14 protein-coding genes are annotated in these 14,800 nt (G+C 71.5%); 4 read left to right on the forward strand and 10 right to left on the reverse strand.

The window, feature by feature from the left end:
• Positions 1-5: 5 nt before the first annotated feature.
• The 5 genes from ACIY1X_RS02830 to ACIY1X_RS02850 all read right to left on the reverse strand — a co-directional run bounded on the left by ACIY1X_RS02830 (position 6) and on the right by ACIY1X_RS02850 (position 5,198).
• Positions 6-1,010 (reverse strand): TRAP transporter substrate-binding protein, encoded by a 1,005-nt coding sequence (locus ACIY1X_RS02830; protein WP_399677841.1) that lies wholly within the window; start codon positions 1,008-1,010, stop codon positions 6-8.
• A 65-nt stretch (positions 1,011-1,075) separates the two neighbouring features.
• Positions 1,076-1,909 (reverse strand): shikimate dehydrogenase, encoded by an 834-nt coding sequence (locus ACIY1X_RS02835; RefSeq protein ID WP_038212510.1) that lies wholly within the window; start codon positions 1,907-1,909, stop codon positions 1,076-1,078.
• Between the two features lie 22 nt (positions 1,910-1,931).
• Entirely contained in the window at positions 1,932-2,789 is an 858-nt protein-coding gene (locus tag ACIY1X_RS02840) for a sugar phosphate isomerase/epimerase (protein ID WP_084217334.1), read from the reverse strand.
• 25 nt (positions 2,790-2,814) lie between these two features.
• Positions 2,815-4,215 carry an MFS transporter gene (locus ACIY1X_RS02845; protein WP_399677843.1) on the reverse strand — a complete coding sequence of 467 codons (1,401 nt, stop codon included), beginning with the start codon at positions 4,213-4,215 and terminating at the stop codon, positions 2,815-2,817.
• Positions 4,216-4,277: 62 nt separating this feature from the next.
• Positions 4,278-5,198 carry a shikimate dehydrogenase family protein gene (locus tag ACIY1X_RS02850; RefSeq protein ID WP_399677845.1) on the reverse strand — a complete coding sequence of 307 codons (921 nt, stop codon included), beginning with the start codon at positions 5,196-5,198 and terminating at the stop codon, positions 4,278-4,280.
• 210 nt (positions 5,199-5,408) lie between these two features.
• On the opposite strand from ACIY1X_RS02850, the gene ACIY1X_RS02855 reads away from it, so the two are divergent.
• Entirely contained in the window at positions 5,409-6,209 is an 801-nt protein-coding gene (locus ACIY1X_RS02855) for an IclR family transcriptional regulator C-terminal domain-containing protein (protein ID WP_399677847.1), read from the forward strand.
• Between the two features lie 12 nt (positions 6,210-6,221).
• On the opposite strand, the gene rtcA is transcribed toward ACIY1X_RS02855, so the two are convergent.
• The 4 genes from rtcA to ACIY1X_RS02875 are packed head-to-tail and all read right to left on the reverse strand — an operon-like array spanning position 6,222 to position 10,049.
• Entirely contained in the window at positions 6,222-7,265 is a 1,044-nt protein-coding gene (gene rtcA, locus ACIY1X_RS02860) for an RNA 3'-terminal phosphate cyclase (protein ID WP_399677849.1), read from the reverse strand.
• On the reverse strand, positions 7,262-8,140 hold the full coding sequence (locus ACIY1X_RS02865; RefSeq protein WP_399677850.1) for a nucleotidyltransferase domain-containing protein: 879 nt from the start codon (positions 8,138-8,140) through the stop codon (positions 7,262-7,264). The genes rtcA and ACIY1X_RS02865 overlap by 4 nt, the downstream gene beginning before the upstream one ends.
• Positions 8,137-8,769, reverse strand: coding sequence for a zinc-ribbon domain containing protein (locus tag ACIY1X_RS02870; protein ID WP_038212463.1), 633 nt, complete (start codon positions 8,767-8,769; stop codon positions 8,137-8,139). The genes ACIY1X_RS02865 and ACIY1X_RS02870 overlap by 4 nt, the downstream gene beginning before the upstream one ends.
• A 53-nt stretch (positions 8,770-8,822) precedes the next feature.
• A complete protein-coding gene (locus tag ACIY1X_RS02875) occupies positions 8,823-10,049 on the reverse strand; it encodes an RtcB family protein (RefSeq protein ID WP_038212466.1) in 1,227 nt (408 codons plus the stop codon).
• A gap of 225 nt (positions 10,050-10,274) precedes the next feature.
• Here ACIY1X_RS02875 and rtcR point away from each other — a divergent pair, with 225 nt between their 5' ends.
• The 3 genes from rtcR to ACIY1X_RS02890 all read left to right on the forward strand — a co-directional run bounded on the left by rtcR (position 10,275) and on the right by ACIY1X_RS02890 (position 12,645).
• On the forward strand, positions 10,275-11,885 hold the full coding sequence (gene rtcR / locus ACIY1X_RS02880) for an RNA repair transcriptional activator RtcR (protein WP_399677853.1): 1,611 nt from the start codon (positions 10,275-10,277) through the stop codon (positions 11,883-11,885).
• Positions 11,886-11,954: 69 nt separating this feature from the next.
• A complete protein-coding gene (locus tag ACIY1X_RS02885; RefSeq protein ID WP_038212472.1) occupies positions 11,955-12,371 on the forward strand; it encodes a type II toxin-antitoxin system RelE/ParE family toxin in 417 nt (138 codons plus the stop codon).
• The gene (locus tag ACIY1X_RS02890; RefSeq protein WP_038212476.1) at positions 12,322-12,645 is read left to right on the forward strand and encodes a DNA-binding transcriptional regulator; all 324 of its coding nucleotides are present in this window, start codon (positions 12,322-12,324) and stop codon (positions 12,643-12,645) included. The genes ACIY1X_RS02885 and ACIY1X_RS02890 overlap by 50 nt, the downstream gene beginning before the upstream one ends.
• Positions 12,646-12,678: 33 nt before the next feature.
• On the opposite strand, the gene fusA is transcribed toward ACIY1X_RS02890, so the two are convergent.
• On the reverse strand, positions 12,679-14,748 hold the full coding sequence (fusA, locus tag ACIY1X_RS02895) for an elongation factor G (protein WP_038212479.1): 2,070 nt from the start codon (positions 14,746-14,748) through the stop codon (positions 12,679-12,681).
• Between the last annotated feature and the right edge of the window lie 52 nt (positions 14,749-14,800).

The following is a 14,800-nucleotide window of genomic DNA, read 5'->3' on the forward strand; positions in this document are numbered from 1 at the left end:
GGGGGCTACTTGCGCACCTTGGCGATCTCGGCCATCAGTTCCTTGACGGTGGCCTCGCCCACGCTGGCGGTGTACTTGTCGATCACCGGCCTGACCTTCTCGCGCAGCTTCGCCACCTCGGCCGGCGGCAGCTCGGTGACCGTCATGCCGGCCTGCTTCAGCGCGGCCAGCGCGCTGTCGGCCGCGCCGCGCGAGACCTGCCGCTGGAACACCGTCGCCTCGGCCGCGGCCGCCTCGACGATCTTCTTCTCCTCGGCCGAGAGCGAATCCCAGAAGCGCTTGCTGACGACCAGCGCCTGCGGGTTGTAGATGTGGCGCGTCTCGGTCAGGTACTTCTGCACCTCCGCGAAGCGCGACGAGAGGATCACCGTGTTGGGGTTCTCCTGGCCGTCCACCACGCGCTGCTCCAGCGCCGGGAACAGCTCGGGGAAGGGCATCGGCGTGGCGTTGGCGCCGAGCGCGGCGAACAGGTCGATGTAGATCGGCGACTGGATCACGCGGATCTTCAGGCCCGCGATGTCCTCGGCCCGGGCGATCGGCCGGCGGCCGTTGGTGAGGTTGCGAAAGCCCAGGTCCCAGTAGCCCAGGCCGTGCAGCTGGCGGGCGTCGAGCATGCCCAGCAGCTTGCGGCCGAAGGGCCCGTCGGCCACGGCGTCGGCCTCCTGCGCGTTGGCGAAGAGGAAGGGGAAGTCGTAGACCGCGAACTCCTTGACCTGCGCCGCCAGGATGCCGGCGTTGAGCACGGTCATCTCCACCGTGCCGCCCTGCAGGGCCGAGACGGTCTGCAGGTCGCCGCCCAGCGTACCGCCGGGGAAGAGCTTCACGCTCATCCTGCCGCCGGACTTCTGCGCCACCAGGTCGGCGAACTTCTGCGCACCCTGGGCCTGCGGGTGGCCGGTCTGGTTCTGGAAGGCGAACTTGATGGTGCGCTCCTTCACCTGGGCGCCGGCCAGGCCGGCGGCGGCCAGCGCCGCGGCGGCGATGACGGCGGATAGCGTGCGTCTTCTCATGGCGTGTGTCTCCTTCTTCGTTGTGGAACCAGCCGGGGCGCCCGCCTGCGCGTGCACCCGTCGAATCAGTACTGCAGCTTCGCGACGGCGCGCAGCGCCTCCGCGGTCGTCGTGCCGAAGCCGAAGAACTCCAGGTAGGCCGGGATCTGCTCGAACAGCATGTCGGTGCCCACCTGCACTTCGCAGCCCTTCGCGCGCGCCGCCTGCAGCAGCGGCGTGTACTCGGCCTTCATCACCACCTCGCCGACGAAGGTCTTCGGGTCGATGCGGCCGATGTCGAAGGGCAGCGGGTCGCCCTCCTTCATGCCCAGCGGCGTGGCGTTGACGACGATGTCGAAGCCGGCCGGGTCGTTGGCGCCAGTGTCCACCTTCAGTTGCGGATGGTGCTCGCGCAGGCGGCCGGCCAGCGCCTCGGCCGCGCCGGCATGCGCGTCGAACAGCATCAGCTCGGCGGCGCCGGCGGCCGCGATGGAGGCGGCGATGGCCGAGCCCACGCCGCCCGAGCCGGACACCAGCACGCGCGCGCCGCGGAAGCTGCGGCCCTTGCGCTCGACGCCGCGCACGAAGCCGGCGCCGTCGAACATGTCGCCCAGCAGCGTGCCGTCGGGCCGCTTGAGGATGGCGTTGCAGGCGCCGGCGATCTGCGCCGTCGGCGTGGCCTCGTCGACCAGCCGCAGCGTGGATATCTTGTGCGGCATGGTCACCAGCGCGCCGCGCAGGTTGGTGAAGCGCATGATCTGCGGCAGCGCCGCGGCGTAGTCCTCGGCCTTGACGCCCATCGGCACCACGACCGCGTCGATGCCCTGCTGCTCGAACCAGGGGTTGTAGATCATGGGCGCCTTGAAGGTCCCGGTGGGGTAGCCGAGGTGCGCGATGAGGGTGGTCTTGCCGGAGATCATGGGAAGCATTGCCTGTGAGGACTCAGGAGCGCGCGACGTGGCTCTCGCTGAGCCGGCGCGCGGCCTTCATGCCGCGCTGCGCGACCACCATCGGGTCGGAGTTGACGTAGTCGTCGTTGAACACCTCGAAGGTGTAGTGGCCGCGGTAGCCGCGGTCTTCCAGCAGCTGCACCAGGTCGCGCACGTCGTGCAGGCCCTCGCCGGGGAACAGGCGCTGGTGCCGCGCCAGCTCGATCATGTCGGCCTGGCGGTCGCTGTACTCGAAGAAGTAGTCCGCGAGCTGCACCAGGAAGATCTTCTCCACCGGCACCTCGGCCAGCCGCGCCAGCGTCTCGGGCGTGTCGTCGCCGTGCACCGACATGTGGAAGCTGTCGAGGTTCAGGCCGACGTTGCTGCGGTTGCAGCGGCGCACGATGTCCCAGGCCTGGTGCCAGCGGTTGACGTGCCGGCCCCAGGACAGGGCCTCGTAGCAGATGCGGATGCCCAGCGGCGTGGCCAGCGTGGCGAGCGTGCGCAGGTCTTCCGCGGCGCGCTCCGGGTCGTCGATGGCCAGCGGGCTGGTGGTGGAGCACACCAGCAGCAGGTCGGCGCCCACCAGCGCCATCTGGCGCAGCTGCTCGCGCGCCATCTCCAGGCGGTGCGGGCGCATGGCGTCGGGGGCGCACTCGAAGTCGCGCAGCGGCTGGAAGTCGGTGACCTTCAGGCCGCTGGCCTTCACGATGCGCGCCGCCTCCTCCACGCCGCCCGGGTGCGCGACCAGGTCGCGCGCCCACAGCTCCACGCCGGAGAAGCCCGCCGCCTTCATGCAGTCGAGCTTGTGGCCCAGCGCACCGCCCATGGTGACGGTGTTGAAGCCGAAGCGGGCGAGGTCGATGGACATGGCGGCGCCGGTCTCGAAGGCGGGCTCAGGCCGGCTGCGCGGCGGCCATCGACGCGGCGCGCAGGCGGTCGTACTCGGCCTTGTCGACCGGCTGCGCGTCGGGCCTGCCCAGGTCGTTCATGTGCACGCGATAGGTCTCGCGGGCGCTGAACGCCGCCAGCGCGGCGATCACGGTGATGCCGAAGGCGATGGCGCCGACCGTGAGCCAGATGTTCGACGCGCCGGGCGGGGCGACGGCCGTGAACAGCGCCGGCAGCATGGCGGTGATGGCGGTGCCGAGGTTCTGCGAGATCGCCATGGCCGACACGCGGGTGCGGGTCGGGAACAGCTCCGGGTAGAAGCTGGGGAACACCGCGTTGTAGCCCTGGTAGACGATGCCCCACATCAAGAGCGACATGCAGATGGCCAGCGGCACGTTCTTGATGCTGATGGCGTAGAGGTAGCCGAAGGCCAGCAGCCCGGCCAGCAGCGAGCCGACGATGATCGGCGGGCGGCGGCCGATGCGGTCGGACAGGTTGCCCACGTAGGGGATCACCAGCACCGCCAGGATGTTGCCCAGCACGGGGATCCACAGGTACACGTCCTTCTCGAAGCCGATGCCGTAGGCCGGCTGCACCGCGTAGGCGGCGCCGAAGATGGTGGCGACCACGGGGATCACGTTCATCAGCGCCATGCACACCACGCGCAGCATGTCGGGCGTGCTGTACTTGAAGGCGTCGACGATGGGCGAGCGGGCGCGCTCCTTGAGCGCCGACTTGTCGGTGAAGGCCGGCGTCTCGGCCACCTCGCGGCGGATGATCCAGCCGGCGACGATGACCACGAAGCTCAGGATGAAGGGGATGCGCCAGCCCCAGCTGTTGAACTGCTCGGTGGGCATGTAGTGCGCCAGGGGCAGGAACACGGCGGCGGCCAGGATCTGCCCCGCCTGCACGCCCTGCAGCGTGAAGCTGGCGAAGAAGCCGCGGCGGCCGAAGGGCGCGTGCTCCAGGATCATCGAGCTGGCGCCCGAGATCTCGCCGGCCACCGCGAAGCCCTGGATCAGCCGCATCAGCACCAGCAGCGTGGGCGCCAGCAGGCCGACCTGCTCGTAGGTGGGCAGCAGGCCCACCGCGATGGTCGAGAAGCCCATCAGGAACATGCACCACACCAGCACCTGCTTGCGCCCGTGCGTGTCGCCCAGGTGGCCCAGCACGAAGGCGCCGATGGGCCGCGCCACGTAGCCCACGCCGTAGGTGGCCAGCGAGGCGATGATGGCGATGGCCGGATCGCCCTTGGGAAAGAAGATCTGCGGGAACACCAGCGCGGCGGCGGTGGCGTAGATGAAGAAGTCGTAGTACTCGAGGGCCGAGCCGATCCAGCCGCTGGCCGCGGCCTTCTTCGACTGGTGCCTGCCCTGCGGCTCGTGGGCCGTGACGGTGCTGCTCATGTTGTCTCCGGGTGGATGGTGAGGTGGCGGGCCTTCGAAGGCATGGGCCGCCGCCACCGGTTTCAGCGCGGTCCCGCGTCCGGGTAGCGCCAGGGGTTGCGGATTTCGCCGGCCAGCGCCGGCGGGTAGATCAGCTCGCGCAGGAAGTCGGCGTCCTGGCGCACCAGGGCGCCCGCCTGCGGCAGCGCGAAGTAGTCGAAGTAGTGCGCCATCTGCTGCACCAGCATCTCGAAGCCGGGCTGCGCATGCAGGCCGCGCGCACGCGCGGCGCGCACCAGCGGCGTGGGCTGATTGCGCAGCAGGATGTCGAACAGGGCCGCATGCGGCTCCATGCGCGCCACGTCGCAGGGCAGCGGGTCGCCTTCAGAGAGGCCGACCGAGGTGCCGTTGATGACCAGGTCGTAGCCCGCCGGGTCGGCGTTGGGCACCGCCACCACGCGGGCGTCGAAGGCGTCGTCGATGCGCGCCGCCACGCCGGCCGACTTGCCCGGCGCCGGGTCGTAGAAGGCGATGTGGCCGGCGCCGTCGTCGCCGCCGCCCTCGGCCAGCGAGACGCCGATGGCCGCCGCGCTCACGCCTGCGCCCAGGATCAGCACGCGCCTGCCGCGGAAGGGGATGCCGAAGCGGTCGAGCGCGCCGACGATGCCCTCGCCGTCGAACAGGTCGCCCTCCAGGTCGCCGGTGTGCGTGCGGCGCACCACGTTGACCGAGCCGGCGATGCGCGCGAACAGGCCGCAGCCGTCCAGCAGGTCGACCGCCAGCGGCTTGTGCGGCGGCGCGATCACCATGCCCTTGACGTTGCGCGCCAGGAAGCTGGCCTTGAGCCACACGGCGAAGTCGCGGGCGCGCACCTGCACCGGCAGCATGCGCGCGGCGATGCCGCAGCGGTCGAACACGGCGTTGAACATGCGCGGCAGGCGCACGTTGGTCACCGGGTCGCCGGGGATCAGGTACAGGTCCGTGTTGCCGTGGATGTCTGCCATGGGAAATTGCCTTTCGCGGTGAAGTCGTCGGAAAAAGCGCCCTGCCGCGTTCGTGCAGGCACTGTAGGAAGCGGCGCCCGGGCGCGCATCGGCCGGCCGCATCGCCGCGTTCGATAATCGAACATTTTTGATCGATGATCGATCGCATAGAGGGTTTCCCCTGAGCCGACCGGCACCGCAGGGTGCGGGCCGCTGCGCACACTGTCCACCATGCCCGCGCCTTCCGCCAAGCCCTCCGACGACGACGCCCCGCCGGGCCTGGACCGGCGCGACTGGATCGCCGGCCTGGAGCGCGGCGTGGGCATCATCGAGGCCTTCGACGACGCCCACCCGCGCATGACCGCCAGCGAGGCCGGCCAGCGCACCGGCATGACCCGCACCGCCGCGCGGCGCTACCTGCTGACGCTGCAGCACATGGGCTACGTGGCGACCGACGGCAAGCTGTTCTGGCTGACGCCGCGGGTGCTGCGGCTGGGCCAGTCGTACCTCGAGTCGGCACGGCTGCCGCGCATCGTGCAGCCCTTCCTGCAGCGCGTGGCGGCCGGCACGCACGAGACGGCCTACCTGGCGGTGCTGGACGGCGACGAGGTGGTCTACATCGCCCGCAACGGACCCAACCGCAGCATGAACACCGGCTACGTGCTGGGCGCGCGGGTGGCGGCGCAGGTCACGGCCTCGGGCATGCTGATGCTGGCCCTGCGGCCCGAGGAGGAGACCCGGCGCTGGCTGGCGACGCACGAGCTGCAGGTCTTCACCTCTCACACCATCGCCAGCAAGCAGCAGCTGGCACGCGAGCTGGCGCGCATCCGCGCCCAGGGCTGGGCGCTGTCGGAGCAGCAGCTCGACCTGAACTCGCGCGGCATCGCCGTGCCGCTGCGGGACCGGCACGGCGAGCTGGTGGGCGCGCTCAACATCACCATGCCGATGGGCCGCGAGAGCAGCGACGGCGCGGTCGCGCGCGTGCTGCCGGTGCTGCGCGAGACGGCCGAGGCGATGCGCAACCTGATCTGAGGGGCGCGGCGCTCAGCCGGCCGGCGCCAGCCGCACCACCGGCACCGCGCCGGCCTCGTCGATGGCCGCCGTCACCGGCAGCACGCGCGGGATCACCGCGCACTGCGTGCGCAGGTGCGGCGTCGCCTGGCTGCAGCTGAAGCGCGCCGGCCGGCCGCTGCGCCACACGGCCAGCGCCAGCAGCAGGGCGAGCTGGTCGGCCAGGTGCGGCCCGACGGCCGCCGCGGGGCGGGCCTGGAAGGCGCGCATCTCGCCCAGCAGGCGGCGCGCCACCTGCTCGGAGGGCAGCGACTTCTCGCCCAGCGCCATGAACACCTCGGTGGCGTGCTCGTGGACCAGCGTCGCCATCAGCGCGTTGCCCGGCCCCTCGTCCTGCCGCGCGTCGCCGTGGCGCAGCTGCTCCGGCGCCCAGCGGGTCGCCTCGCCGAACACCGCCAGCTCGCGCGCGGCGATGCGCCGCGGCAGGCCCGGCGCCAGGCAGTCGGCCCAGGCCTCGCGCAGCTCGCCGCGCGCCATCAGGTCGAAGGGCTGCAGCGCGCCGGCCGCCGGCGTGACCGTGGCCAGCACCTCGCCGCCGCCGGCCGGGTGGAAGCCGTGGCGGCGCAGCGTCAGGTCCAGCTCCGCGCCCGTGCGCCGCACCAGCGGCGCGAAGGCGCGCTCGACGAAGTGGAAGGGCGGCGCCCACGGGTTGTGGGTGCCACCGCTCAGGTGCAGCGTGCTCGGCCCGTCCGCCAGCAGCAGCGCCGGCAGCACGGTCTGCAGCACCAGCAGGCAGCTTCCCGCGCCGGCGATGGCGAAGCGGTAGGCGCCGGCACGCACCGGGCCGGGCTCGAAGCGCAGCGCCTGCGCGCCCAGCTCGGCGCCCTGCACCCGCGCGCCGCACACGGCCGCGGCCGCCTGCACGCAGGCCAGGTGCTGGCGCATCAGGCCGGGCTTGGGCCGGCCGGCGCGGATGCGCTCGATGGCGAGCGGCCGCTGCGCCAGCATCGCCAGCGCCAGGCCCGTGCGCAGGATCTGGCCGCCGCCCTCGCCTTCGGAACCGTCGAGTTCGATCATGCGGCGCCCTCCTCCTTCTCCTGCGCCGGCGCGCCGAAGCGCAGCACGGTGTCGCGCAGGAAGGCGTCGAGCGCGCCCGCGCCATCGCGGAACGGCGCCGGCGGGGGCGCGTCGGCCGGCGACGCCAGCTCGGCCTCGATGAAGGCGTGGATGCCCGGCCAGCGCGGGCTGGTCGCCGCCTCGCCGGCGCGCATCTTCACCTCCAGCAGCGCGTCGATCTCGGCGATCAGCGCGGCGTCGGCGCGCGCGTCGAGCACCTGCTGCGCCAGCTCGGCGAAGCGCATCGGCGGCACGCCGTCGCGGGCGGCGATCCAGCGCGCCGCCAGCAGCGGGCGCAGCACGTACAGGTACTTCTTGAAGCGCACCGCCTCGCCCTGCAGGTGCTCGCGGAAGTTCTTCTTCGCCATCGAGCGGTAGTGGTGCCAGGCGCGCGGGCGCGTGTAGACCGCCTCGGCCAGCGTGCGGAAGCGCGCCATGGCCCCGGCCTCCTCGCGGTAGACGATGGGCGAGCGCAGCCACTCCAGCAGCGTGGGGTTGGACTCGCGCATCAGGCCCAGCGCCTTGCGCAGCTCCCAGCCGTTGATGTCCAGAGGCGGAGCCCCCACGCTCGGCACGGAGATCGGCAGCTCGATCACGTCGCGGCCGGGCGCCACCGTCAGGTACCACGGCAGGCGGTGCACGTAGATGAAGCGCACGTCGTAGTCGCTGTCGGGCGAGGCGAAGCCCCAGCCGCGGCTGCCGGACTCGCAGGCGAACAGCACGGTCACCTCGTGGCGTGCCTCGATGGCGCGCAGCTCCTCCAGGATCTGCGCCCGCACGGCGGGCTCGACCGGGTGGGCCGAGCGCAGGAATTCGTTGTCTTCACGCTTCGTCATGTCGTCTTCTCGTTGCTTGCCGCCGCCAGCGCCTCGGCGGCCGCGCGGCGCACGGCGCTCCAGCGGCCCAGCGATTCGTCGTGCGCCCACTCGCGCAGCCGCGGCAGGTCGGCGGGGCGGCGCCAGCGGCCCAGCACCTCGATGGCGACCTTGCGCACGCCGTCCCACTTGCTGCGCAGCGCGGCCTCCACGCGCGCCTCGGTCTGCGCGTCCGGCGGCGCCGCGCTCACGGCGCGCAGCCATGCCACCTCGTCGCCGAGCCGATTCGCGCCGGGCGCCGCGCGCGATGCCGCGAGCGCCGTGCGGCGCGCACGCCGGCACGGCAGGCAGCGAACGGCCCTGCTGTCGATGTGGGCCCGCACCACCTCGTACCACCACTTCTGCTGCTTCGCCGTCCAGACGGCCTGCGCGCCGCAGTCGCGGCAGGTGAAGGGCCGGTCCAGGTAGAAAGACGGCAGGCCGTAGCTGTTGTTCAGCCGTGCCAGCAGGACGGTGTCGGCCGGCACGCAGCCGGGCTGCACGGCAAAGCCGCGCGCGTCCTGCGGGGTCTTCATCTGCACCCGCAGCCGGTCGGCCCGCGCCAGACGGCGGGCCACGATCTCGGCGCGGCGCTGCTTGTTGCTCTTCATCGTTCTTCCTTCCGCCGCTGCCGGCATCGCCCGCAGGGGCGGCGCGTGCGGCCCTATCCTTTCACGCACACCACCTGCTTGAGCGTGTAGACCACCTCCACCAGGTCCTGCTGCGCCGCCATCACGGCGTCGATGTCCTTGTAGGCCATCGGGATCTCGTCGATCACGTCGGCGTCCTTGCGGCACTCCACGCCCTCGGTGGCGGCCACCTGGTCGGCCACGGTGTACAGCTTCTTCGCCTTGGTGCGGCTCATCTTGCGGCCCGCGCCGTGGCTGCAGCTCATGAACGACTCGGGGTTGCCCTTGCCTCGCACGATGTAGCTGCGCGCGCCCATGCTGCCGGGGATGATGCCCAGCTCGCCCGCGCGGGCGCTCACCGCGCCCTTGCGGGTCACCAGCACGTCCTCGCCGAAGTGCGTCTCGCGCTGCACGTAGTTGTGGTGGCAGTTCACCGCCTCCACGTGCGCCTCGAAGGGCTTGGCGAGACACAAGCGCGCGGCCGCGACCACGCGCTGCATCATCACCTCGCGGTTGGCGCGGGCGAACTTCTGCGCCCAGCCGACGGCGCGCACGTAGTCGCCGAAGTAGCGGCTGCCTTCCTCGAAGTAGGCCAGGTCCTGGTCCGGCAGGTTGCGCTGGTGGCGCTCGGCATCCTTCTTCGCCAGCTCGATGAAGTGGGTGCCGATGGCATTGCCCACACCGCGCGAGCCGGAGTGCAGCATGAACCACACCGCGCCCGCCTCGTCCAGGCAGACCTCGATGAAGTGGTTGCCCGTGCCCAGCGTGCCCAGGTGCTTGTGGTTGTTGGTGTTCGCAAGGCGCGGGTAGTCCTCGCAGATCGCGTCGAACTCGCCCTTGAGCTGCGCCCAGGCGGCATCGGTCTCGTCGGGCGGGGTTTCCCACGCGCCCTTGTCGCGGCCCTGGCGCCGGGGGTTCGAGCCGTGCGGCACGGCCTTCTCGATGGCTGCGCGCAGCGGGCCCAGGTTGTCGGGCAGGTCGTTGGCATGCAGCGTGGTCTTGCAGGCCATCATGCCGCAGCCGATGTCCACGCCCACCGCGGCCGGGATGATGGCCTTGAAGGTCGGGATCACCGAGCCCACGGTGGCGCCGATGCCGTAGTGCACGTCGGGCATGGCCGCGATGTGCCGGAACACGATGGGCAGGCGCGCCGCGTTCTCGAGCTGGCGCTTTGCCTCGTCTTCCACGGGCACGCCGCGGGTCCACATCTTCACGGGCACACCGTGCTCGACATCGTGCAGGTCGTAGTTGTTCTGGTTCATGGCTCTCGTTCCTTCCGGTCGTTCGGGGAAGGCGCCCATCGCGCCTTCCCCCGACTCACGCCACGCGGCGCTTGGGCACTCCATTGCGAGGAGCATGCCATGTCGCGCCACCACGGTGCAGCTTCACTCAAGCCATTGATATTCAAGGAAATTCTCTTCCAGTGGCACAGCTTCTCGCCTATGCGATTCACGAAAAACTAGAATTCAAGCTAAATTTCTAGCCCAATGAAACCCATCGTCGTCATCGGCTTCCTCGGCACGCAGCTCGATTCCGGCCAGGGCACGGGCCGCTGGGAGAAGTGGCGCCCCACGGTCGCGCTCACGCAGCGCGAGGAAATGGTGGTCGCACGCCTGGAACTGCTCTACACCGAGCGCCACCTGGCACTGGCCGAGCGCGTGAAGGCCGACATCGCCACCGTCTCGCCCGAGACGCAGGTGAACCTGGTGCCGCTGCCCATCGCCGACCCGTGGGACTTCGGCGAGGTCTACACGCGCCTGTTCGACTGGGCGCGCGCCTACCCCTTCGACACGGAGCGCGAGCAGTACTGGGCCCACATCACCACCGGCACGCACGTGGCGCAGATCTGCCTGTTCCTGCTGACGGAATCGCGCACCCTGCCCGGCGTGCTGGCGCAGACCTCGCCGCCGAAGCGCCAGCGTCCCGGCCAGCCGGGCGAGGTGGCGCTGATCGACCTCGACCTGTCGCGCTACGACGCCATCGCGCAGCGCTTCGCGGCCGAGCAGCGCGACGCGGTGGCCTTCCTCAAGCGCGGCATCGCCACGCGCAACGCACGCTTCAACGCGCTGATCGACGAGATCGAGCGGGTGGCGGTGCGCTCGCGCGCGCCGATCCTGCTGGCCGGCCCCACCGGCGCGGGCAAGTCGCACCTGGCGCGGCGCATGTTCGAGCTGAAGAAGTCGCGCCACCAGATCGTGGGCGACTTCGTCGAGGTGAACTGCGCCACGCTGCGCGGCGACGGCGCGGCCTCCACCCTGTTCGGCCACCGCAAGGGCGCCTTCACCGGCGCCGCCGCGGAGCGCGCCGGCCTGCTGCGCACCGCGCACGAGGGCGTGCTGTTCCTCGACGAGATCGGCGAACTGGGCCTGGACGAGCAGGCCATGCTGCTCAAGGCCATCGAGGAAAAGCGCTTCTACCCGATGGGCGCCGACCGCGAGGTGGAGAGCGACTTCCAGCTCATCGCCGGCACCAACCGCGACCTGCGCGGCGAGGTGGCGGCGGGCCGCTTCCGCGAGGACCTGTTCGCGCGCATCAACCTCTGGACCTACGCCCTGCCCGGCCTGGCCGAGCGGCCGGAGGACATCGAGCCCAACGTCGACCACCTGCTGGCCCTGCACGCGCAGGAGAACCGCAGCGCCGTGCGCTTCAACGCCGAGGCGCGCGCCGCCTACCTGCGCTTCGCGCAGAACCCCGGCGAGGCACCCTGGAGCGGCAACTTCCGCGACCTGGCCGCCAGCGTGACGCGGCTGGCCACGCTGGCCGAGGGCGGACGCATCACCGAGCCGCTGGTGCAGGCCGAGATCGCGCGGCTGCGCTGGCTGTGGAAGCATGCGGACGGCGGGGCTGGCGGCAGCGCCGATGGCGACATCGACCTGGCCGCCCTGCTCGGCGCCGAGGCCGAGGCGGCGCTCGACCTCTTCGACCGGCTGCAATTGCAGGGCGTGCTGCGCGTGTGCCGCGGCGCCCGCAGCCTGTCGGACGCGGGGCGCCGGCTGTTCCAGGCCTCGCGCCTGCAGCGCAGCGTGGTCAACGATGCCGACCGGCTGCGCAAGTACCTCGGGCGCTTCGGGCTGAGCTGGGAGCAGGTGCGGGGCTGAACGGGCGCCGCGCCGGATCCCGATGCAAGGCGGCCCATGAACTATGTCACTGAGTGGCATAATTCAACCATGCATCGCGTCTTCAAGACCCGTCACTTCAGCCGCTGGATGCGCAAGACGGACCTGACCGACCCGGTGCTGTGCAAAGCCGTCGGCGAAATGCGCCGTGGCCTGGTCGATGCGGACCTGGGTGGCGGCGTCGTCAAGAAGCGGGTGGCCTTGCCCGGCCGCGGCAAGAGCAGCGGCGCCAGGACACTCGTGGCGACCAACCGGGGCGATCGATGGTTCTTCGTGTTCGGCTTCGAGAAGAACGACCGCGCCAACATTTCCGAGGCCGAGCTGGAAGCCTTGCAGGCCGTCGCCGCCGAATGGCTGGCGCGCACGGCCGCGCAGTTGAACGAAGCCGTCGAAGACGGCGCCTTGCAGGAGATTTGCCATGACCGTCAAGACCCGGGCCAAGAGCCCCATCCTCGAAGCCGTCCATGAGACGGCGCGCGACCTGCATCGCCTGGGCTTCATCGACAAGCGCAAGATGAGTAAATTCGACGCCCTGTGCATCGAGCCCGTGCCACCCTACGACAGTGCCCAGATCCGGGCGCTGCGCGCCCAACTCAAGCTCAGCCAGGCGGTGCTGGCCGGCGTGCTCAACACCAGCGTCTCGACCGTGAGGAAGTGGGAGCAGGGCGACAAGCAGCCCAGCGGACCGTCGCTGAAGCTGTTGCACCTGCTGGAGCGCAAAGGGTTGGAGGCCGTGCTGTAGCGCCAGCCGGGCAACCTCCCGGCTGGCGCCGCATCAGTCCTCTGCCGCCCCCCGCCACTGCCCCATCAACTGCTGCTGCGTCGCCGGCGGCACTGCCTCGTAGTGCGACAGCTGCAGGGCGTAGCGCCCCTGGCCGCCGGTCAGCGCGTTCAGGCGCGACTGGTAGCCGCTCAACTCGGCCAGCGGCGCCAGGCCCTTGACCACGGCCGTGCCCGCCCCGCCGGCGGTGGTGCCGTTGACCAGCCCGCGGCGGCCCGACAGGTCGGCCGTGATGTCGCCGATGGCCGGCTCGGGCGCGGCGATCTCCAGTTGCACCACCGGCTCCAGCACGATCGGCCGCGCCTCGCGCACGGCCGCCAGGAAGGCCTTGCGGCCGGCGGCGACGAAAGCCACTTCCTTGCTGTCCACGCTGTGGTGCTTGCCGTCGTAGACGACCACCCGCACGTCCACCACCGGGTAGCCGGCGATGGCGCCCTGCGCCAGCACCTCGCGCACGCCCTTCTCCACGGCGGGCATGAACTGGCCGGGAATCACGCCGCCCTTGACCTGGTCCACGAACTCGAAGCCGCCGCCGCGCGGCAGCGGCTCCACGCGCAGGAACACCTCGCCGAACTGGCCGGCGCCACCGGTCTGCTTCTTGTGGCGGTGGTGGCCCTCGGCCGGCGCGGTGATGGTCTCGCGGTAGGCGATGCGCGGCGGCCGCGTGCGCACCTCGAACTTGTGGATCTCGGCCAGCCGCTCCAGCACCACGCGCAGGTGCAACTCGCCCAGGCCGTACAGCACCGTCTCGTGCGTGGCGGCCACCTGCTCCAGCCGCAGGCAGGGGTCTTCCTGCACCACGCGCGAGAGCATCTCCCACATGCGCTGCTCGTCGCCGTGGCGCACCGGCTCCACCGCCAGGCCGTGCACGGGCACCGGCAGCGCCAGCGGCGCCAGGTGCACGTGCGCGTCCTCGGCGGCGTCGTGCAGCACGGCGTCAAAGTGCAGCTCGTCCACCTTGGCCACGGCCACGATGTCGCCGGGCAGCGCCTGCGGCACCTCCTCGTGGTTCTTGCCCTGCAGCATGAACAGGTGGCCGACCTTGAAGGGCTTGCGCCCGTCGCCCACGTAGAGCTGGCTGCCCGGCGTGATGGTGCCCTGGTGCACGCGGAACACGCCCAGCTTGCCGACGAAGGGATCGAGCGTGAGCTTGAACACGTGGGCCAGCACGTGGCGCGCGGGATCCGGCAGCGCCTCGATGGGCTGCGCCGCCTCGCCTTCGCCCAGCAGGAAGTCCGGCGGGTTCGCCTCGCCCGGGTCGGGCAGCAGGCGCACGATCGCATCCAGCAGCTGCGCGACGCCGGCGCCGGTGCGCGCCGAGACGAAGCACACGGGGATCAGGTGGCCCTCGCGCAGCGCCTGCTCCAGCGGGGCATGCAATTCGGAAGGATCGACGTCGCCGTCGTTCAGGTAGCGCTCGACGAAGCCGGCATCGACCTCCACCACCTGCTCCACCAGCGCGCGGTGCGCGGCGTCCACCGGGCCCAGGTCGCTCGTGCCCTCTCGGGCGAAGAAGCAGTCGCGCACCTGGCTGCCGCCCTCGGCCGGCAGGTTCAGCGGCAGGCACTCGCGGCCGAAGGTCTCCTGCAGCTGCGCCAGCAGGCCGGCGCAGTCGGCGCCCGGCGCGTCGATCTTGTTGACCACCAGCAGCCGCACGCGCCGCCGCGCCGCCGCCTGCGCCATGAAGCGCTGCGCCATCGGGTCGACGCCGGCGGTGGCGCTGAGCACCACCGCGGCCGACTCCACCGCCTCCAGCGCCGGCAGGCTGTGCCCGACGAAGTCGGGGCTGCCGGGCGTGTCGAGCAGGTGCACGCGGGTGTCGGCGTGGGTGAGATGCAGCACCGAGGCGAGCAGCGAATGCTGCATGCGGCGCTCGAGCGGGTCGTGGTCGCTGACGGTGCTGCCGCGCTCCACGCTGCCGGCGGTGCCGATGGCGCCGGCCTGCTGCAGCAGGGCCTCGGCCAGCGTGGTCTTGCCGGTGGCGGCGGCCCCGAACAGGGCCAGCGTGCGCACTGCCTGGATATCGGCCACCCCGGCGGAGTGGCCGTTCGATCGGCTTGGCATGGCGTATCTCCTGGAACGCTTGGCGAAGGCCAGCCTACGGGATCGGGCGGCG

This window comes from Xenophilus sp. (assembly GCF_044462705.1).
In the GTDB taxonomy this organism is placed as follows: Bacteria; Pseudomonadota; Gammaproteobacteria; order Burkholderiales; family Burkholderiaceae_C; genus Xenophilus; species Xenophilus azovorans.